Annotated in this window: 15 protein-coding genes and 1 pseudogene; 7 read left to right on the top strand and 9 right to left on the bottom strand. The window is 72.4% G+C overall.

The features are described from left to right. Positions 1-68 precede the first annotated feature (68 nt). The 6 genes from ABD946_RS36805 to ABD946_RS36780 are packed head-to-tail and all read right to left on the bottom strand — an operon-like array spanning position 69 to position 5,343. On the bottom strand, positions 69-1,037 hold the full coding sequence (locus ABD946_RS36805) for an ABC transporter substrate-binding protein (protein ID WP_380150124.1): 969 nt from the start codon (positions 1,035-1,037) through the stop codon (positions 69-71). 20 nt (positions 1,038-1,057) lie between these two features. Continuing rightward, on the bottom strand, positions 1,058-1,825 hold the full coding sequence (locus tag ABD946_RS36800) for an amino acid ABC transporter ATP-binding protein (RefSeq protein WP_345290071.1): 768 nt from the start codon (positions 1,823-1,825) through the stop codon (positions 1,058-1,060). Next, positions 1,822-2,769 (bottom strand): amino acid ABC transporter permease, encoded by a 948-nt coding sequence (locus ABD946_RS36795; RefSeq protein WP_345290070.1) that lies wholly within the window; start codon positions 2,767-2,769, stop codon positions 1,822-1,824. Before ABD946_RS36795 ends, ABD946_RS36800 begins: the two co-directional genes overlap by 4 nt. A 2-nt stretch (positions 2,770-2,771) precedes the next feature. Beyond that, complete coding sequence (locus tag ABD946_RS36790) at positions 2,772-3,707, bottom strand: ABC transporter substrate-binding protein (RefSeq protein WP_345290069.1); 936 nt, start codon at positions 3,705-3,707, stop codon at positions 2,772-2,774. After that, a complete protein-coding gene (locus ABD946_RS36785) occupies positions 3,704-4,216 on the bottom strand; it encodes a GNAT family N-acetyltransferase (protein ID WP_345290068.1) in 513 nt (170 codons plus the stop codon). The genes ABD946_RS36790 and ABD946_RS36785 overlap by 4 nt, the downstream gene beginning before the upstream one ends. Then, a complete protein-coding gene (locus tag ABD946_RS36780; RefSeq protein ID WP_345290066.1) occupies positions 4,213-5,343 on the bottom strand; it encodes an LLM class flavin-dependent oxidoreductase in 1,131 nt (376 codons plus the stop codon). The genes ABD946_RS36785 and ABD946_RS36780 overlap by 4 nt, the downstream gene beginning before the upstream one ends. Positions 5,344-5,646: 303 nt before the next feature. On the opposite strand from ABD946_RS36780, the gene ABD946_RS36775 reads away from it, so the two are divergent. From ABD946_RS36775 to ABD946_RS36760, 4 genes are all read left to right on the top strand, one after another. Continuing rightward, the gene (locus ABD946_RS36775; RefSeq protein ID WP_345290065.1) at positions 5,647-6,585 is read left to right on the top strand and encodes an amino acid ABC transporter permease; all 939 of its coding nucleotides are present in this window, start codon (positions 5,647-5,649) and stop codon (positions 6,583-6,585) included. Continuing rightward, on the top strand, positions 6,582-8,462 hold the full coding sequence (locus ABD946_RS36770; RefSeq protein ID WP_345290064.1) for an FAD/NAD(P)-binding protein: 1,881 nt from the start codon (positions 6,582-6,584) through the stop codon (positions 8,460-8,462). Before ABD946_RS36775 ends, ABD946_RS36770 begins: the two co-directional genes overlap by 4 nt. Positions 8,463-8,863: 401 nt before the next feature. Beyond that, positions 8,864-11,146 (top strand): FdhF/YdeP family oxidoreductase, encoded by a 2,283-nt coding sequence (locus ABD946_RS36765; protein ID WP_345290063.1) that lies wholly within the window; start codon positions 8,864-8,866, stop codon positions 11,144-11,146. Between the two features lie 99 nt (positions 11,147-11,245). After that, positions 11,246-12,535, top strand: coding sequence for an ion channel protein (locus tag ABD946_RS36760; protein ID WP_380150125.1), 1,290 nt, complete (start codon positions 11,246-11,248; stop codon positions 12,533-12,535). On the opposite strand, the gene ABD946_RS36755 is transcribed toward ABD946_RS36760, so the two are convergent. Next, positions 12,525-14,096 carry a C40 family peptidase gene (locus ABD946_RS36755; RefSeq protein WP_345290061.1) on the bottom strand — a complete coding sequence of 524 codons (1,572 nt, stop codon included), beginning with the start codon at positions 14,094-14,096 and terminating at the stop codon, positions 12,525-12,527. The genes ABD946_RS36760 and ABD946_RS36755 overlap by 11 nt on opposite strands. Positions 14,097-14,455: 359 nt before the next feature. Between ABD946_RS36755 and ABD946_RS36750 the strand changes: the two genes are divergently transcribed. After that, positions 14,456-15,619, top strand: a complete 1,164-nt coding sequence (locus tag ABD946_RS36750) for an inorganic phosphate transporter (RefSeq protein ID WP_345290060.1) — start codon at positions 14,456-14,458, stop codon at positions 15,617-15,619. A 19-nt stretch (positions 15,620-15,638) separates the two neighbouring features. Continuing rightward, positions 15,639-15,878, top strand: coding sequence for a hypothetical protein (locus tag ABD946_RS36745; RefSeq protein ID WP_380150126.1), 240 nt, complete (start codon positions 15,639-15,641; stop codon positions 15,876-15,878). Between the two features lie 78 nt (positions 15,879-15,956). On the opposite strand, the pseudogene ABD946_RS36740 reads toward ABD946_RS36745, so the two are convergent. Both ABD946_RS36740 and ABD946_RS36735 read right to left on the bottom strand, forming a co-directional pair. Further along, positions 15,957-17,477 (bottom strand): annotated as a pseudogene (locus ABD946_RS36740) (MDR family MFS transporter); the annotation flags it as partial. A 137-nt stretch (positions 17,478-17,614) separates the two neighbouring features. Next, on the bottom strand, positions 17,615-18,088 hold the full coding sequence (locus ABD946_RS36735) for a MarR family winged helix-turn-helix transcriptional regulator (protein ID WP_345290057.1): 474 nt from the start codon (positions 18,086-18,088) through the stop codon (positions 17,615-17,617). A 96-nt stretch (positions 18,089-18,184) separates the two neighbouring features. On the opposite strand from ABD946_RS36735, the gene ABD946_RS36730 reads away from it, so the two are divergent. Then, positions 18,185-19,255: an ABC transporter permease gene (locus tag ABD946_RS36730; RefSeq protein WP_345290056.1), complete on the top strand. Its 1,071-nt coding sequence runs from the start codon at positions 18,185-18,187 to the stop codon at positions 19,253-19,255. The last annotated feature ends 28 nt before the right edge of the window (positions 19,256-19,283 follow it).

Genomic DNA, 19,283 nt, shown 5'->3' with positions numbered 1-19,283 from the left:
TCTCCCCCAAGTGCGCCCGCGTCGAGGCGAGTCCACCACACCCGGGCGGCCGGGAGGAGAACTTCGGGCTACTGGTTGGTCTTCGGCAGACCGGGCGGGTTGAGCTCGGAGGACTGCACGGCCTCGTTCTCCAGCCCCCAGCGCTTGAGCACCTGGCCGTAGGTGCCGTTCTTGATGACCGTGTCCAGCGCCTGGTGCAGCGCGTTCACCAGGCCGTTGTCCTTCTTGGTGGTGGCACCGATCTTGCCGAGCACCTGGGCGCCGGCGCCCGAGTAGGTGCCGACGATCTCGGTCTCGCCGGTCTGCGCGGCGTGGAAGGCGGCGACCGGGTTGGGGCCGAGGTGGGCGTCGATCCGGCCGGAGCCCAGCGCCAGGTAGTAGTCGGAGGAGTTCTGGAAGTACTTGATGTCCACCGGCTTGAGGCCGTTCTTGACGTTCTCCTCGTTCCAGGCGACCAGCAGCTTCTCCTGGTTGGTGCCGGAGGAGACCGAGATGGTCTTGCCGGCCACGTCCTTGGGGCCGCTGACCTTCCAGCCGGAGCCCTTCTTGGCCTCGAAGCCCAGGATGTCCAGCCGGTAGGTGGCGAAGTCGTACTTCTCCTTGCGGGCCTCGGTGACGGTGATGTTGGACAGGCCCACGTCGTACTTGCCGGAGTCCAGGCCGACGAAGATGTTCTCCCAGGAGACCGGGTTGAGCTCGACCTTGAGGCCCAGCACGTCGCCGATCAGGAAGGCGACGTCCGGCTCCACCCCGATGATCGTCTTGTTGTCGTCGGCGTAGAAGTCCAGCGGCGGGACGGTGCCGAGCGAGTCGACCACCTTGAGCGTGCCGCGCTTGCGGATCTCCTCCGGGACAAGGGCGGCGATCGCGTCCACCTTGGCGGTGGAGACGCGCTTCTGGTCGGCCGTCAGGTTGACCTTGGTGCCGTCCGGCGCGGTGTTCCCCTTGCTCTCCGCCGCCGGGGCGGGGCCGCCGCAGGCGGCGAGCAGCAGGGCGAGGGCGGGCAGGGCGAGCAGGGAACGGCGGTGCGCGGACACGGTGACGGGCTCCATTCGGATCAGAGGACCTTGGCGAGGAAACTGCGGGTTCTGTCGTGCTGCGGACGGTCCAGCACCTCGGCGGGCGGGCCCTGTTCGACCACCACGCCGCCGTCCATGAAGACCACCGTGTCGGCCACCTCGCGGGCGAAGCCGATCTCGTGGGTGACGACGATCATCGTGGTGCCGGCCTCGGCCAGGTCCTTGATGACGTCGAGCACCTCGCCGACCAGCTCCGGGTCGAGCGCCGAGGTGGGCTCGTCGAAGAGCAGCACCTTGGGCTCCAGGGCCAGCGCCCGGGCGATGGCGACGCGCTGCTGCTGGCCGCCCGAGAGCTGGCGCGGGTAGGCGTCGGCCTTGTCGGCCAGGCCGACCCGGTCCAGCAGGGCAAGCGCCTGCGCGCGGGCCTCGGCCTTGGGGCGGCGCAGCGCGCCGACCGGGGCCTCGGTGACGTTCTCCAGCACGGTCAGGTGCGGGAAGAGGTTGAAGTTCTGGAAGACGAAGCCGATGTGGGTGCGCTGGCGCAGCACCTCGCGCTCCTTCAGCTCGTACAGCTTGCCGCCCGAGCGCCGGTAGCCGATCAGCTCGCCGTCGATGGTGACGTGGCCGCGGTCGAGCTTCTCCAGGTGGTTGATGGCCCGCAGCAGGGTGGACTTGCCGGAGCCGGAGGGGCCGAGCACCACGGTGACCGACCCGGCCTCGACCTGGAGGTCGACCCCGCGCAGCACCTCCAGCCGGCCGAAGGACTTGCGGACGCCGCGGACGTCCACCATCGCGGTACTGGTCATGTCCGGCCTCCTGCGGCGACGGGGATCTGACGGAGCCTCGACCGCAGCTGCTGCCACGGGGTGGGCGGCGGGGTGCGGTCGGCGCCCCGGGCGTAGTGGCGCTCCAGGTAGTACTGGCCGATCGAGAGCAGGGTGGTGAGCACCACGTACCAGACGGTGGCCACCATCAGCAGCGGCACCACCCGGCCGGTCCGGCCGTAGACCACCTGGACCTGGTAGAAGAGTTCGCCGATCGCCATCACGTAGACGATGGAGGAGCCCTTGAAGAGCGAGATCACCTCGTTGCCGGCGTTCGGCAGGATGGCGCGCATGGCCTGCGGCAGCACGATCCGGCGCAGCTGGCGCAGCCGGGGGATGCCCAGCGCGGCGGCGGCCTCCAGTTGGCCGGCCTCCACCGAGATGACCCCGGCCCGGATGATCTCGGCCGCGTAGGCGGCCTGGTGCAGGGCCAGCCCGAGCACGGCGGCGCCGAGCGCGCCGAGCAGGTCCATGGTCTCGAAGCTGGCCACGGTCGGCCCGAACGGGATGCCGATCCCGAACTCCTTGTAGAGGTACGAGAGGTTGAACCAGAAGACCAGCTGGACGATCAGCGGGATGGAGCGGAAGGCCCAGACGTAGGCCCAGGCGATGGTCTGCAGGATGCGGCTCGGGGAGAGCCGCAGCAGGGCCACCACCGCTCCCAGGGCGAAGCCCAGCACCGTTCCGTAGAGGGTGAGTTGGAGGGTCACCCCGACGGACCTCAGGATGGTGTCGGCGGTGACGAAGGCCCGGAAGGTGGCCCAGTCCCAGCCGGGGTTGGTGGCCAGCCCGTGCAGGAACTGGGCCACCACCACCAGGGCCAGCACCCCGGCCACCAGCCGCCAGGGGTGGCGGGCCGGCACCACGGGCAGGTCGGCGAGGTCGTCCTCGGCCACCGCCGGCCGTTCGGTCACGGTCGCGGTCATGGTCAGGGCCTCTCGGGCGGGCTGATCTCGGACGCCGGGATGGCCGACTCAGCGGTACCCCACTTGGCCAGGATCTTGGCGTAGGTGCCGTTCTGGATCAGCTGGTTGACGGCTCCTTGGAAGGCCGGGGTGAGCGGGGAGCCCTTCTTGAAGGCGAAGCCGACGTCCAGCCGGCGGAACTCGCTGAGGAAGCGGGTGCCGGATGCGGGCTGGGCGGCCTGGTGGCGCAGGCCGTTGATGGTCGACATCACCAGGTCGACCTTGCCCTGCTGGAGGCTGGTCAGGGTGGCGCCCGAGTCGGAGTAGGCGCGCACCTCGTAGGTCTTCTTGCCGGCGTCGGTGCACACGTTCTTCTTGGCGTTCAGGGTGGTCTCGAAGGTGGTGCCCACGCCGGTGCCGATGGTCAGGCCGCAGAGGTCGTCGATGGTCTTCACCGGCTGCCGGGCGGTGTCGTCCTTGCGGACCGCGAAGCCCTGGCCGTCGTTGATGTAGGTGACGAAGTCGATGGTCTTCAGCCGGGCGGTGGTGACCCCGAAGTTGCCGGTGCCCAGGTCGAACTTGCCGCTGTCCAGGGCGGGGAGGATGGTCTCGAAGGCGGCCTCCTCGCGCTGGATCCTGATCCCCAGCACCTTGGCCACCGCGTCGGTGAAGTCCACGTCGATCCCGGCCGCCTTCTTCACCGCCGGGTCCGGGTAGAAGGCGCTCGGCGGGGTGCCGGAGGAACCGCCGAGCTTGAGCGTGCCGGCCTTGCGGACCTCCTCGGGCAGCAGGGCCGCGACCGAGTCGACCTTGGCGACGGCGGAGACCACGTCCTGGCTCGCCGCCGCCAGCGCCGAACTCCCGGCTGGGGAGGGGGCGTTGGCAGGACCGGAGCCGCAGGCGGTGGCCAGGGCCAGCGGCAGCAGGGCGGCGACGGTCAGGGCGGGGGTGCGTCTCACGGGGTCTGTGCCTTCCGGAACGGGTCGGGCTCGGTCAGGTGCAGGTGCTTCTCGAAGGGGAGCGGGCCGGTGTCGGGGCCGGGGGCGCCGGTGTCGAACAGCGGGGTCCAGCCGGCCGCCAGGTAGAGCGCCTTGGCCTCGGGCTGGCGCGGGCCGGTGGTGAGGTACATCCGCCGGTAGCCGGTGCGGGCGGCCTCGGCCTCCAGCTCGGCCAGCACCCGGCGGGCCAGGCCCCGGCGGCGGTGCGCCGAGTGCGTCCACATCCGCTTGACCTCGGCCGTGTCGTCCTCGTACCGGCGGTAGGCGCCGCCGGCCACCGGCTGACCGTCCGTCAGCAGGAGCAGCAGGGTGCCGTCCGGAGGGGCGAACTCGGCGGCCGGGAAGCGGGTCATCTCCTGGGCGCCGCCCGGGCCGTAGCGGGTGACGTACTCGTGGGTGAGCTCGCGGACCAGCGGCTCGGCGAGCGGGTCGTCCAGGCGGACCCGGCGGACCTCCAGCAGGCCGGTCATGCGGCGGCGGCCTCACCGGCGGCCGCCTTGGCCGCGTCCCGCTTGGCGACCTCCTCGCGGACGATCGGGATCACGTACCGGCCGAAGTCGACGGCGTCGTCCAGCAGGTCGTAGCCACGGGCGGAGAGGATGTCCACGCCGAGGTCGTAGTAGTCCAGCAGGGCCTGGGCCACCGTCTCCGGGGTGCCGACCAGGGCGTTGGAGTTGCCGGCCCCGCCGGTCGCGGCGGCGGTCGGGGTCCAGAGCGCCCGGTCGTAGCGCTCTCCGGCGGCGGCGATCTCCAGCAGCCGCTGGGAGCCGGTGTTCTCGGGAGCCCACTCGCCCTCCGCACCCTTGGGGCGCGGCAGCAGGCCGCTCTCCGCGACCCGGGTGCGGATCCGGTCCACCGTGCGGTGCGCCTTCTCCCAGGCCAGCTCCTCGGTGGGCGCGATGATCGGGCGGAAGGCCACCTGGATCCGCGGCACGTCGGTGCGCCCGGCCTCCTTGGCCGCCTGCTTCACCCGCTCGATCTGCTCGGCGGTGCGGGCCAGCGGCTCGCCCCACAGGCAGAAGATGTCGGCCTCGGCCGCTCCGGCCGCGTAGGCGGCGTCCGAGGAGCCGCCGAAGGAGACCTGCGGGCGCGGCTGCTGGACCGGGAAGACGTCGGCGACGAAGTCCTCGAAGCGGTAGTACTCGCCGTGGTGGTCGAAGCGGCTGGTGGTGGTCCAGATCTTCTTCACCAGGGCGATGTACTCCCGGGTGCGGTCGTACCGCTGGTCCTTGGTGACGTAGTCGCCCTCGCGGCGCTGGTCCTGGTCGGTGCCGCCGGTGATGAAGTGCACCGTCAGGCGGCCGTCGCTGATCTGGTCCAGGGTGGCGAAGGTCTTGGCGGCGAAGGTCGGGTAGGAGACGTTCGGCCGGTGGGCCAGCAGGATCTGCAGGGTGTCCAGCTTGGAGGCGATGTACGCGGCGGCCGGCGCCGGGTCCGGCGAGCCGGACCCGTAGGCGAACAGCACCCGGTCCCAGCCGTGGTCCTCGTGGGCGCGGGCCAGCCGCAGGGTGTAGTCGCGGTCGAAGGCGCCGCCGCTGCGGGGGTTGGTCTCCGAGCCGTCGTTGGTGGCGGCGATACCGAGGAACTCGACGGGCATGGCGGGCCTTTCGGACGTGCGGACATGGCGGTGCGAGGGGAGGGGGTACGCGCGGCGGCGGGAGTGGAGGCTTCGGACGACCCCTGGGGGCGGCTCCGGTGGTTCGAGTGGAACAGCGGGCCTCACGGGGCGTCAACTGCCCTGGGATTCCTTCATGTTCTGTTATCAGCCGGGTCACAGCAGGCAACGTCGGGCCGCTCGGGACGGCCTTGACAGGGGAACGGGTCGGCTGCCTACGATCGGGAACCGGACGCGTTGAGGGGCGCGGCCGGGCGCGGTGGCCCGCCGATCCGGAGCCGCCCCATGACCGTTGTCCTCACCCCTCCGACCGACACCGCCGCCCCACTGGCCGACGACCCGCCGATCGTGCCCCGGCGCCGCCCGGGCCGGTGGGCCGCCTCGGCCCTGGCCCTGCTGGTACTCGCCCTGGTGCTGAACTCGGTGCTGCGCAACCGGGCCTTCCAGTGGGACGTGGTGGCCCAGTACTTCGCCACCACCGCGATCGCCCAGGGCCTGCTGCTCACCCTCTGGCTGACCGCCGCCGTGATGGTGCTCGGCTTCGCCCTCGGCACCCTGCTGGCGGTGCTCCGACTGACCGACAACCCACTGCTGCGCAGCCTGAGTTGGGGCTTCGTCTGGATCTTCCGCTCCACCCCGCTGCTGGTCCAGCTGCTGTTCTGGTTCAACATCGGCGCGCTCTACCCGACGGTGGGCCTGGGCCTGCCGTTCGGCCCGGAGTTCTTCACGGTGAAGACGGTCAACCTGTTCGGCCCCACCCTCACCGCCGTGATCGGCCTCACCCTGCACGAGGCGGCCTACGCCGCCGAGGTGGTCCGCGGCGGCATCCTCTCGGTCGACCACGGCCAGTTGGAGGCCGCCCAGGCGCTCGGCCTCGGCCGGGCCCGGGTGCTGCGCCGGATCGTCGTCCCGCAGGCCATGCGCTCCATCGTGCCGACCGCCGGGAACATGCTGATCGGCACCCTCAAGGGCACCAGCATCGTCTCGGTGCTGGCGGTCCAGGACCTGCTCTACTCGGCCCAGTTGATCTACAATCAGACCTACCAGGTGATCCCGCTGCTGCTGGTCGCCACCCTCTGGTACGTCGCGGTGACCAGCCTGCTCTCGGTCGGCCAGTACTACCTGGAGCGGTACTACGCGCGCGGCAGCAGCCGGGGCGGACTGCCACCGACGCCGCTCCAGCGGCTGCGGGCCCTGGCGACCCGGGCGGGGGCACGGGCATGAGCACCCTGGTGATCGTCGGCGCCGGGCCCCGGACCACCGGTCTGCTGGAGCGGATCGCCGCCAACGCGGACGGACTGCTGCCCCCGGACCACCCCCTGGACATCCACCTGGTCGACCCGCACCCGGCCGGCCCGGGCCGGATCTGGCGCGACGCGCAGTCCTCGCTGCTGCGGATGAACTCGATGGCCGAGGACGTCACCCTGTTCACCGACGAGCGCTCGGTGATCGACGGGCCGGTCCGGCCCGGGCCCTCGCTGGCCGAATGGGCCCCGCGCCAGGAGGAGTTCGCCCCGTACCAGCCGGTCGCCTCGGCGGCGGTGGAGGCCGAACTCCGCACCCTGGCGCCCACCGACTTCCCGACCCGCCGGGCCCAGAGCGCCTACCTGGACTGGGCGCTCCGCCGCGCCCTCGCCGAGCTGCCCCCACAGGTCACGGTCACCATCCACCGGGACACCGTGCTCTCCGTCACCGGCCCGGCCGACGGCCCCCAGCTGGTCGAGCTCTCCGACCGGGTGCTGACCGCCGACCAGGTGGTGCTCGCCCTCGGCCACCTGGCCGCCGAACCCGACCCCCGGCACACCCGCTTCGCCGCCTTCGCCGACCGCCACGGCCTCTTCCACCTGCCGCCCGCCTTCACCGCCGACACCGACCTCAGCGGCCTCGCCCCCGGCGAGCACACCCTGGTCCGGGGCTTCGGCCTGGCCTTCGTCGACCTGCTGGTCCTGCTCACCGAGGGCCGGGGCGGGCGCTACGAGGAGCGCCCGGACGGGCGGCTGCGCTACCTGCCGTCCGGCGCCGAGCCGGTGCTGCACGTCGGCTCGCGGCGCGGCGTCCCGTACCACTCCAAGACCGGCTACCGGCTCCAGGGGCCGCCCGCCCCGCTCCCCCGGTACTTCGACGGGGCGGCGGTGGACGGGCTGCTCGCGCTGCCCGGCGAGCTCCAACTGCGGCGGGACGTCTGGCCGTTGATGGCGAAGGAGATCGGCTTCGGGCACTACCACGAGCTCTTCCACGCCCATCCCTCGCGGGTCGCCCTGGAGTGGCCGGACTTCCTCGCCGAGTACGACCGACTGGACTGGTACGACGCCGAGTTGGCGGAGCTGGTGGCCCAGGCCGTCCCGGACCCGGCGGACCGGCTGGACTTCGAACGGCTGGACCGGCCGCTGGCGGGGCGGGAGTTCACCCCGGAGGAGTTCCAGGCGCACCTGCTGGCGTACGTCGAGGCGGACGCCGACCGCCGGGCCGACCCCGCGCACAGCGCCGACCTCGGCGCGTTCCTCGCCCTGCTCTCGCTCTTCGGCCAACTGCCCCGGCTGGTCGCCTCCGGCCGGCTGACGGACCGTTCGACGGCCGAGGAGCTGGAGGGGTGGTGGTTCGGCTTCTTCAGCTTCCTCGCCTCCGGGCCGCCCGGGTTCCGGCTGCGGGAGCTGGTGGCACTGGCCGAGGCGGGGGTGGTCCGCTTCCTCGGCGGCGAGCTGTCCGTCTCCACCGACGAACGGCGCGGCACCTTCACCGCGACCAGCCCCACCGTCCCCGGCCACCTGGTGCACGGCACCGCCCTGATCGAGTCCTACCTCCCCGAGCACACCCTGGACCGCTCCACCGACCCCGTCCTGCGCGGCCTCCTCTCCACCGGAGCCGCCACCGCCCAACCCGCCACCGGCCTGCTCCTGGTCGACCCCGCCGACGCCCGCATCCTCTCCCCCGACGGCACCCCCCACCCCCGCCGCACCGCCCTCGGCCCCTTCACCACCGCCCGCACCCACACCGCCTTCGCCCGCCCCCGCACCAACGCACCGGGCTTCCGCCAGAACGACGCGGTCGCGCGGCGGCTGCTGACCGAGCTGTCGACGCGACGTCCGGTTGCGGCCACCTAGCGACGCGACGTCCAGCTGCAGCGACCTGGGGGCGCGAGGAACTGCGCGCGGGGGAACGGCAGCACGTGCAACTGGCTGACGGCGGTTCAGTTGCAGGTGAGCCGCCTTCCGCTGCGCGCAGTTCCTCGCGCCCCCGGGGTGACCACTTCCGTCAGCCAATTGGTGCCGTACCCCTGCGCGCCCGCGCGGCGGAGCCGCAGATCGGCAGAGCCCCGCGCCCCCGGGGTGACCACTTCCGTCAGCTAATTGGTGCCGTTCCCCTGCGCGCCCGCGCGGCGGAGCCGCAGATCAGCGGAGCCTCGCGCCCCTGCGGGGCGCAACCACCCGCGCCCCCGGTGTCTCCGAATTCGTCCACACCTACGATGGGAGGCGGACAGGTCCGTACGAGGAAGTAGGACGTCATGGCGAAGCAGCCGCCGCAGGTCGACCCCGCGCAGGACCGGGCGAAGGTCACCGATCCGAAGCACGCGGCGGCGGGCCTCCCCGCCGTCGGGCACAGCCTGCGGATGGCCGCCGAGCAGATGAGCCCCAAGCGGGTGCTGGCCACCCTGACCAAGGTGAACCAGCCCGACGGCTTCGACTGCCCCGGATGCGCCTGGCCGGAGCCCGGCAAGACCCACACCGCCGAGTTCTGCGAGAACGGGGCCAAGGCCGTGGCCGAGGAGGCCACCGAGCGCCGGATCACCTCCGCGTTCTTCGCGGAGCACTCCGTCGCGGAGCTGGCCGAGCGCTCCGGCTACTGGCTCGGCCAGCAGGGCCGCCTCACCCAGCCGATGCTGCTGGACGAGGGCGCGACCCACTACGCGCCCGTCTCCTGGGAGCGCGCCTTCGCCATCGTCGCCGAGGAGTTGAAGCAGCTCGCCTCCCCCGACGAGGCCGCGTTCTACACCTCCGGCCGGACCAGCAACGAGGCCGCGTTCCTCTACCAGCTGTTCGCCCGCCGCCTGGGCACCAACAACCTGCCCGACTGCTCCAACATGTGCCACGAGTCCTCCGGCTCGGCCCTGGTGGAGACGCTCGGCGTCGGCAAGGGCAGCGTCAGCCTCAAGGACCTCTACCAGGCCGACCTGATCATCGTGGCGGGCCAGAACCCGGGCACCAACCACCCGCGGATGCTCTCCGCCCTGGAGCGGGCCAAGCGGGCCGGCGCCACGATCGTCAGCGTCAACCCGCTCCCCGAGGCCGGGCTGGAGCGCTTCAAGAACCCGCAGAACGCCCGCGGCCTGGCCGGCCACGGCACCAAGCTCACCGACCTGTTCCTGCAGATCCGCCTCGGCGGCGACCTCGCGCTCTTCCGGGCGCTCAACCAGATGATCCTGGCCGCCCCGGACGGCGTGGACCGCGCCTTCGTCGAGGAGCACTGCCACGGCTTCGAGGAGTTCGCCGCCGAGACCGCGGCCACCACCCGGGCGGAGGTGCTGGCCGCCACCGGGCTGCCCTGGGAGCAGATCCGGCAGCTGGCCGAGCTGACCCTGTCCTCCCGCAAGGTGATCGTCTGCTGGGCGATGGGCCTGACCCAGCACCGGCACGCGGTGCCGACCATCCGGGAGGTCGTCAACTTCCTGCTGCTGCGCGGCAACGTCGGCAAGCCGGGCGCCGGCGTCTGCCCGGTCCGCGGACACAGCAACGTGCAGGGCGACCGCACCATGGGCATCTTCGAGCGACCCGCCCCGGCCTTCCTGGACGCGCTGGAGAAGGAGTTCGGCTTCGCCCCGCCGCGCGAGCACGGCCTGGACTCGGTGGACACCATCCGCGGCATGCGGGACGGCAAGGTCAAGGTCTTCTTCGCGATGGGCGGCAACTTCGTCGCGGCCACCCCGGACACCGAGGTGACCGAGGCGGCGATGCGCCGCTGCACGCTCACCGTGCACGTCTCCACCAAGCTCAACCGCTCGCACGTGGTGACCGGCGCCCGGGCGCTGATCCTGCCCACCCTGGGCCGCACCGACCGGGACTGGACGGCGGCCGGCGCCCAGTTCGTCAGCGTCGAGGACTCGATGGGCATGGTGCACTCCTCGCGCGGCGGCCTGCGCCCGCCCTCGGACGAGCTGCTCTCCGAGCCGGCCATCGTCTGCCGGCTGGCCCGGGCGGTCTTCGGCGAGCAGGACGAGCTGCCCTGGGAGCGCTTCGCCGAGGACTACGACACCGTCCGGGACCGGATCTCCCGGGTGGTACCGGGCTTCGACGACTACAACGCCAAGGTCCGCGCGCCCGGCGGCTTCGCCCTGCCGCACGGCCCCCGGGACAGCCGGACCTTCCCCACCCTCACCGGGAAGGCCAACTTCACCGTCAACCCGCTGACCGCCCCGGTGGTCCCCGAGGGCCGGCTGCTGCTCCAGACCCTGCGCTCGCACGACCAGTACAACACCACGATCTACGGCCTGGACGACCGCTACCGGGGCATCTCGGGCGGCCGCCGGGTGGTCCTGGTGAACCCGGAGGACGCGGCCGCGCTGGGTCTGGCCGAGGGCTCGTACACCGACCTGGTGAGCGAGTGGCGGGACGGTTCCGAGCGGCGGGCCCCGCACTTCCAGGTGGTGCACTACCCGGTGGCCCGGGGCGGGGCGGCGGCGTACTACCCGGAGACCAACGTGCTGGTGCCGCTGGACTCCACCGCCGAGATCAGCAACACGCCGACCTCCAAGGCCGTGGTGATCCGCTTCGAGCCGGACAGCGGGCTCTGATCTCCTCCCCCTGACGGCGCGACACCTCCGGTCAAGTGAGCCAATATGTCGGATTTGCACCTAATCTGACACCAGCTCACCCGATCCGGAGGTCCCGCCGTGCCCGACACCGACCAGCCCGAGAGCGCCGCCGGCCGGGAGCTGACCGAGGGTCCGCCCACCCCGGCCGCCAAGCTGGTCCCGCTGATCGGCCCGGCGATCCTGACCGGCATCGGCTCCTCGCTCGTCCTGCTGGCGATCAGCGAGGTCGCCGAGCGCCTGGACCACCTGCTCTGGGACGTCATCCCGGGCGGCATCGGCATCGGCGACTTCACCCCCTGGTGGATCATCGTGGTGCTGACGGTGACCGGCGCCGCCGTCGGCCTGGTGGTCTGGAAGGCGCCCGGCCACGCCGGGCCGGACCCGGCCACCACCGGCCTGGTCGACCCGCCGGTATCCCCGCTGATCCTGCCCGGACTGACGGTGGCCACCATCCTGGCCCTGGCGGGCGGGGTGAGCCTCGGGCCGGAGAACCCGATCACGATGATCAACATCGCGCTCGCCTGGTGGATCGGCCACCGGTTCCTGCCCTCCACCGGCCCCGCGCTCTGGGTCTCGCTGGCCGCGGCCGGCACCATCGGCGCACTCTTCGGCACCCCGTTGGCCGCAGCCCTGATCCTCTCCGAACTGCCCGGCCCGGGCGCGCTCTGGGACCGGCTGTTCGCCCCGCTGATCGCCGCCGTCACCGGCTCGATGACCACGCTGCTGATCGTCGGCCAGGAGTTCGTCATCAAGATCCCCGGCTACCCCGGCGCCCGGATCGCCGACGTCGGCTGGTCCCTGGTGATCGGCGCGCTCGGCGCCGCCTTCGGCCTGGCCGCCGTCTACGCCTTCCCGCTGGTGCACCGGACCTTCCGTCAGATCCCGCACCCGGTGGCGATGCTGACGGTCGGCGGCCTGGTGCTCGGCGCGCTCGGCGCGCTGGGCGGCCACCTCACCCTGTTCAAGGGGCTGGACGAGGCCAAGGAGCTGGCGCTGGAGTACGCCGACTACAGCTTCGGCGCGCTCCTGGGCATGGCCGTGGTCAAGCTGGTCGCCCTGGTGATCGCCGCCTCCTGCGGCTTCCGGGGAGGCCGGATCTTCCCCGCCGTGTTCGCCGCCGTGGCGCTCGGCTTCGCGTTCAGCGCGCTCTTCGACTCCGTGCCACCCGCGCTCTCGGTGACCTGCGCGGTGCTCGGGGTCCTGATGGCCGTCACCCGGCAGGGCTGGATGAGCCTCTTCACGGCGGCGGTGCTGGTGCCGGACACCGCCCTGCTGCCGATGCTCTGCGTCGCCGCCCTGCCGGCCTGGCTGCTGGTCACCGGCCGCCCGGAGATGCAGCTCCCGGAGGAGGAGCCGGTCACGGCGTAGCGGTGCCCCCCGCGGCGCTCTGCGAGCCGGAGGCGGAGGCCGAGGCGGACTGGCCCGCCCCCGAGGCGTCCGCCGACGGGGTGCCCGGGGCCGAGGCGTCCGCCGAGGGGCTGGCGGAGCCCGAACCGGACGGGGTGCCCGAGCCCGACGGCGAGCCCGAACCCGACGGGGTGCCCGAGGGCGAGGCCGACGGAGTACCCGAACCGGAGGGCGAGCCGGAGCCGGACGGAGTGCCCGAACCGGACGGCGAACCGGAGCCCGAGGGGGTGCCGGTGGCCGGCGGCTGGGTGGTGCCCGAGCCGGTGCCGGGCTGCTGCGGGGTGACCGGGACGGGCGGCAGGTTCTCCTGCTTTGTCGGCTGGATCGGCGTCACGCCGTCCGCGCCCTTGGGGATGTCCGGCACCTTCCAGGCGCCGCCCTGGTCGTCCGGGGCGGACTCCGGGTCGGGGCGGACGGCACCGAGGATCGGCATCGCGCCGACCGGCGAGACCTTGATCACCGCGCCGGTGCGCGGGGCCTGCACGATCAGGCCGCCGCCGATGTACATCCCGATGTGGGTGGCGCCGCCGTAGTAGACCACCAGGTCGCCCGGCCGCATCTGGTTGAGCGGCACCTTGGCCAGCTCGGCCCACTGGTCCTGGCTGACCCGGGGGATCCGCACCCCGGCGGCCAGCCAGGCCTGCGAGGTGAGGCCCGAGCAGTCGAACTTGTCCGGGCCGGTGCCGCCCCAGAGGTAGTCCTTGCCGAGCTGGGCCAGCGCGAACGCGACCGCCTTCCGCCCGGCCTGGGAGGGGGTGCGCTCGCCCTTGCCGAGCGCACCGGAGGCCAGGAAGGCCAGCTGGGCCTCGTCGGCCCGGGTCTTCTCCAGCTGCTCCAGCTCGGTGCGCTGGGCGCCGGTCAGCGAGCTGACCATCTGTTCGACCTCGGCGAGGCGCTTGGCCACGTCGGCCTTGGCCGCCTCCTGCTGGGTGAGCAGCGCCTGGGCCTGGGCCAGCGAGGCCTCGGCCAGCTGCTGGAGCACCGTCAGCGAGGCCCGGTCGGCCTTCAGCTTGTCCAGGAACTCGCTCTGCGAGCGGCCGGCCGCGGCCAGCAGCTCGGCCAGCACGACGGCCTCGTACGGGTCCTTGGCGAGCAGCAGCTCGGCCATCTCGGAGGCGTTGCCGTTGCGGTACTGGGCGGCGGCGAGCAGCGAGGCCAGGTCGCCGCCGGCCTCCACGGCCGCCTGCTGCGAGGTCTGACGGCTCTTCAGGTCGGCCACCACGGCCTGCTGCTCGGCGAGCTTGGCGACCGTGCCGTTGTACTGCTCGGTGGCGGCCTCGGCCTCGCGGTAGAGCTCGTGCAGCCGGTCCAGCATCGGGCCCAGGGTGGCCTTGGCGGCGGCCAGCGGGTCCTGGCCCGGGGAGACGGTGAAGGAGGGCGCCGGCGGCGGGGTGGGCGCGGCGAAGGCCGTCCCGGCCGAGGTCAGCGCGAGTGCGGCGACCGCCAGCACCGCGCCGCAGCGCAGGGCGGCGCGCACCCAGGGCCGCACGCCGTTGTCCGTGGTCCGCACCCCAGCGTGCATCTGCCCGCCCTCCCCGTAGTCCCAGCCGTCGGCCGGGCCCCTCAGCCTGGCAATCGCCCCCGATCCTGCCACGCCGCCCGCCCGGCCAGACAGGGGGTTACCGGACGGTTCGGTGAATTCTCAGCGTGATCTCACCCGGGATGTGAGACACCTCTCAACAAACCCTGACCAGACCGGACCAATCCGGACAGAACCGCTGATCAGTGGCCTGATCTCCACCCTTCCACGGCCTGACCGCAACCCCCCGGACACCTTCGGAACCACGACTCCGCGCCCAGTTCACCTTCCGTTCACCATCCACTCCTACGGTCGCCCGTGACACCAGCGTCAGTACGACAACTACGACGATTGTTTGGGTTATGGAACACATCACGTTCCTGGTGGCCGTTGTGATCATCACGGCGCTCGCCTTCGACTTCACCAACGGCTTCCACGACACCGCCAACGCGATGGCCACCTCCATCGCCACGGGAGCCCTCCGTCCGAAGGTCGCCGTCACCATCGCGGCCGTCCTCAACTTCGCCGGGGCCTTCCTCTCGGTGAAGGTCGCCACCACCATCTCCGGTGGCATCGTGAACGAGAAGGCGGGCATCCAACCGTCGATCATCTTCGCGGCCCTGGTCGGCGCGATCCTGTGGAACCTCCTGACCTGGCTCAAGGGCCTGCCGTCCAGCTCCTCGCACGCCCTGTACGGCGGCCTGATCGGCGCCACCGTGGTCGGTGTCGGCCTCAACGGCGTCAACTTCGGCACCGTGGTCTCCAAGATCCTGATCCCGGCCGTGGCCTCCCCGATCGTGGCCGGCCTGGCCGCCTGGGGCGCCACCAAGCTCGCCTACCGGATCACCCGCGGCGGCAAGGCCAAGAGCACCGAGAAGGGCTTCAAGGCCGGGCAGATCGCCTCCGCCTCGCTGGTCTCGCTGGCCCACGGCACCAACGACGCGCAGAAGACCATGGGCATCATCACCCTGACCCTGGTCTCCGCCGGCGCGCTGCCCAAGGGCGCGCTGCCCCCCACCTGGGTCATCGTCTCGGCCGGTGCGGCCATCGCGATCGGCACCTACATGGGCGGCTGGCGCATCATCCGCTCGATGGGCAAGGGCCTGACCGACATCCAGGCGCCGCAGGGCTTCGCCGCCGAGACCGCCGCCACCACGGTCATCCTGACCTCCACCCACATGGGCTACGGCCTCTCCACCACCCAGGTCTGCTCCGGCGGCATCATGGGCGCCGGCCTCGGCGGCCCGAAGGCCGAGGTCAACTGGGGCATGGCCCGTCGCATGGTCTACACCTGGGGCCTGACCCTGCCGGCCGCCGCCGCGGTCGGCGGCGTGGCCGCCTTCCTGGCGGACCAGGGCACCTGGGGCGTCCTGCTGGTCGGCGCGGCCCTGGTGGTCGGCTCCGGCGCGATGTACCTGATCTCCCGCCGCCAGCCGGTGCACGCCGGCAACGTCAACGACGTCACCCCGGTCGAGGTCCCCGTGACCCAGCCCACCACCCCCGCCGCGACCACCGTCGCCGCCTGAGTCCGGAAGGGACCGAACCATGAGCATGAGCATCAAGTGGGCCGCCCTGGCCGAGACCGCCGGCATCAGCTTCGCGGTCACCGTGGCCACCGTGCTGGTCTTCTCCCTGGGCATCGTGGCGCTCTCCCGCCGCGAGGCCGCCCTGGAGTCCGGCGCGGCCGGCTCCGGCAAGGGCACCGTGGCGCTGGGCGCCGCCGGCCTCTGCTTCGCGGCCTGCGCCTCGGTGGTCGGCTACGGCCTCTACCTGATCGCGGGCTAGCCGCCAGGAACGGCACGAAGCCCCCGGGTCCGTCCGCCAACGGACCCGGGGGCTTCGTCGTACGCTCCGTCAGTTCCGGGCGGGCTCGGGGGCGGCGGCCCCGGCCGGGGCGTCCTGCTGGGTGGTGCGCAGCGGGACCTCACGGATCATCAGCACCACCAGGAAGGCCAGCAGGGCGAACGGCGCCGCGATCAGGAAGACGGTGGCCACGCCGCGGCCGAAGGCGTCGGTGACCATCGGGACCACCTGGGCGGGCAGCGCCTTGAGGTCCGGGATGCCGCCGCCGGTCGCCCCGGCCGGCAGGTGGGCGGCGGCCAGGCTCTCGTTCAGGTGCTTCGACACCTGGTGGGAGAGCAGCGCGCCGAGCGCGGAGACGCCCATCGCGCCGCCCATGGTGCGGAAGAAGGTGACGGTGGAGCTGGCGGTGCCGAGCTCGTGCCGGGGCACGGTGTTCTGCACGGCGAGCACCAGGTTCTGCATGGTCAGGCCGAGACCGACGCCGGTCACCGCCATCCCGACCGCCAGCAGCCCGTACGGGCTGTCGTCCCGGACGGTGCCGAGCAGCGCGAAGCCGAGGGTGAGCAGGCCCGCCCCGGCCACCAGGTAGGCCTTCCAGCGGCCGTAACGGGTGATCAGCTTGCCCGCCACAGTGGAGGACAGGGCCAGGCCGAGGATCATCGGCAGGGTGAGCAGCCCGGCCATGGTCGGGGACTCCTTCCGGGCCAGCTGGAAGTACTGGCTGAGGAAGGTGGTGGCGCCGTACATCCCGATGCCGACCAGCACGCTGGCGATCGAGGCCAGCGTGACGGTGCGGTGCCGGAACAGGTCCAGCGGCACGATCGGCTCGGCGGCCCGGCTCTCCGCCCACACGAACAGCCCGGCCAGCACCAGCCCGCCGCCGACCATGGCGGCGGTCTGCCAGGAGAGCCAGGGGTAGCTGTCCCCGGCCAGCGTGATCCAGATCATCAGGAGGCTGACCGCGCCGGTGATCAGCACCGCACCGAGGTAGTCGATCTTGGCCTCGCGCTTCACCACGGGCAGCCGCAGGGTGCGCTGCAGCACCACGATGGCGATCAGCGAGAACGGGATGCCCAGGTAGAAGCACCAGCGCCAGCCGAGCCAGTCGGTGTCCACGATCACGCCGCCGATCAGCGGGCCGCCGATGGTGGCCAGCGCGAAGACGGCGCCGAAGTAACCGCTGTACCGGCCGCGCTCGCGCGGCGGCACCATGGCGGCCAGGCAGATCTGGGCCAGTGCGGTGACGCCGCCGGCGCCGATGCCCTGGAGCACCCGGCAGGCGATCAGCTGGCCGGTGTTCTGGGAGAGCCCGGCCAGCGCCGAGGAGACGATGTAGATCACCAGCGCGGCCTGCACCAGCTTCTTGGGGCTGACCAGGTCGGAGAGCTTGCCCCAGATCGGGGTGGCGGCGGTGAGCGAGAGCAGCGCGCCGGTGACCACCCAGGTGTAGGCGGTCTGGCCGCCGTGCAGGTCGTGCAGGATGTGCGGCAGGGCGTTGGCCACCACCGTGGAGGAGAGCACCGCCACGAACAGGCCGAGCAGGAGCCCGGAGAGGGCTTCCAGTACCTGACGGTGGCTCATGGGGGCAGGGTCGGAAGCTGTGCTCATGGGGGTCCTTAGGCCTGAGATTCGTTGCCTCGGGCAACCATAGGACGCGATGGTTGTGTCAGGCAACCAACGACGGCGATTCCCGGCCACCGCCGGGGCAGTACGTCAGGTCAGCCGAGCTTGGGCTCGCCCAGGGCGTCGTTCAGGCGGCCGAGCAGGGCTCCCAGCTGCGCCAGGTCCTCGGGCTCCCAGCCGTCCAGCATCAGCCGGAAGCGGTCCAGCCGGCCGCTGCGGGCGGCCAGGTAGCGGGCGGCGCCGTCCTCGGTGAGCGAGACCAGCGAGGAGCGCCGGTCCAGCGGATCGGTCTCCCGGGTGACCAGGCCGAGCTCCTCCAGCACCTTCACCTGGCGGCTGATGGTCGGCTTGCCGACCCCGAAGTGCAGTCCGATGTCGGTCAGCCGGACCTGCCCGGACTCCAGCACGAAGCCGAGCATGCTGTAGGCGACCCCCTCCAGCGCCGGGTGCACCTGGCGGGACATCTCCGCCGCCCGGGCCCGGCCGCGCCGGAACAGCACGGCGATCTCGCGCTCCACGGCGACCAACGCCGCCTCCGCCGCCACCCCGTCAGCCGTACTCGCTCCCATGGCAGCAGTATCCCGCAGTCGCGCCTCCCCCCGAACGGCAACTGTTTCATGATATGAAGTATCCGTTTTGCCCGTCTTTGCGATAGGAGAGGTTCGATGGCCGACCAGGCCCGCCGCGGCTTCGCGACCGAGCTCAAGGACGCGGTCACCCCGCGCGCCTTCCTGCTCGTCCTCGGGGTGCTACTGCTCCAGCTCGGATTCATCACCTCGTACGTCGGCGCGCTGCACCACCCCACCCCGCACGAGCTCTCCATCGCCGTGGTCGCCCCGCCGCAGGTCAGCCCCAAGCTGGTCGGCGCGCTGGAGCAGGTGCCCGACGACGCCGTGCGGGCCACCACCGCCGCCGACCGGGCCGCGGCCGAGGACCTGATCCGCGATCAGAAGGTCTACGCGGCCTGGATCTTCGACCCGGCCTCGACCCAGGACACCCTGCTGGTCGCCGACGCCCGCGGCCCGGCCGCCGCCACGGCCGCCGAGAAGATCGTCACCGCCGTCGACCAGACCCAGGGCCGCACCGTGAAGGTGGAGGACGTCATCCCGCTGGCCGCGGGCGACGCGGAGGGGCTCTCCTCCTTCTACCTGGTGATCGGCTGGTGCGTCGGCGGCTACCTGGTCGCCTCGATCCTCGGCATCTCGGCCGGATCCCGCCCGGCCAACGCCCGGCGCGCGGTGATCCGGCTCGGCACCCTGGCGCTCTACTCGGTGGCGGCCGGCGTCGGCGGCGCCGTCATCATCGGCCCGGTGCTGAACGCGCTGCCCGGCTCCAGCTGGGCGCTGATCGGCCTGGGGAGCCTGGTGGTGTTCGCGGTCGGGGCGATCACCATGGCGCTGCAGTGCCTGTTCGACATCGTCGGCATCGGCGTGGCGGTGCTGATCTTCGTGGTGCTCGGCAACCCGAGCGCGGGCGGCGTCTTCCCGCCGCCGATGATGCCGCCGTTCTGGCGGGCCATCGGCTCCTGGATCCCCAACGGGGCCGGCACCGACGTGGCCCGCTCGATCGCCTACCTCGGCTCCACCAACGTGCTGGTCCCGCTGCTGGTCCTGGTGGCCTGGGCCGTGGTCGGCGTGGCCGTCACGATGGTCGCGGTGGTCCGCCGCCCGCGGGTCGGCCGGGAGCGGATCCCGGCGCTGGGCACGGACCGCGGCGCGGAGCAGGCCACGGCCTGACCGTCCGTCAGCACGGCGGCGGGGCCGC

The organism is Kitasatospora albolonga, assembly GCF_039535905.1.
GTDB classification, from domain to species: domain Bacteria; phylum Actinomycetota; class Actinomycetes; order Streptomycetales; family Streptomycetaceae; genus Kitasatospora; species Kitasatospora albolonga.
This window is presented reverse-complemented; position numbering and strand designations above follow the sequence as displayed.

Bases quoted from the DNA above. Each gene is read 5' to 3' on its own strand.
- ABD946_RS36800 (WP_345290071.1), bottom strand. From the start codon at position 1,825: ATGACCAGTACCGCGATGGTGGACGTCCGCGGCGTCCGCAAGTCCTTC.
- ABD946_RS36795 (WP_345290070.1), bottom strand. From the start codon at position 2,769: ATGACCGCGACCGTGACCGAACGGCCGGCGGTGGCCGAGGACGACCTC.
- ABD946_RS36785 (WP_345290068.1), bottom strand. From the start codon at position 4,216: ATGACCGGCCTGCTGGAGGTCCGCCGGGTCCGCCTGGACGACCCGCTC.
- ABD946_RS36780 (WP_345290066.1), bottom strand. From the start codon at position 5,343: ATGCCCGTCGAGTTCCTCGGTATCGCCGCCACCAACGACGGCTCGGAG.
- ABD946_RS36775 (WP_345290065.1), top strand. From the start codon at position 5,647: ATGACCGTTGTCCTCACCCCTCCGACCGACACCGCCGCCCCACTGGCC.
- ABD946_RS36770 (WP_345290064.1), top strand. From the start codon at position 6,582: ATGAGCACCCTGGTGATCGTCGGCGCCGGGCCCCGGACCACCGGTCTG.
- ABD946_RS36765 (WP_345290063.1), top strand. From the start codon at position 8,864: ATGGCGAAGCAGCCGCCGCAGGTCGACCCCGCGCAGGACCGGGCGAAG.
- ABD946_RS36755 (WP_345290061.1), bottom strand. From the start codon at position 14,096: ATGCACGCTGGGGTGCGGACCACGGACAACGGCGTGCGGCCCTGGGTG.
- ABD946_RS36750 (WP_345290060.1), top strand. From the start codon at position 14,456: ATGGAACACATCACGTTCCTGGTGGCCGTTGTGATCATCACGGCGCTC.
- ABD946_RS36745 (WP_380150126.1), top strand. From the start codon at position 15,639: ATGAGCATGAGCATCAAGTGGGCCGCCCTGGCCGAGACCGCCGGCATC.
- ABD946_RS36735 (WP_345290057.1), bottom strand. From the start codon at position 18,088: ATGGGAGCGAGTACGGCTGACGGGGTGGCGGCGGAGGCGGCGTTGGTC.
- ABD946_RS36730 (WP_345290056.1), top strand. From the start codon at position 18,185: ATGGCCGACCAGGCCCGCCGCGGCTTCGCGACCGAGCTCAAGGACGCG.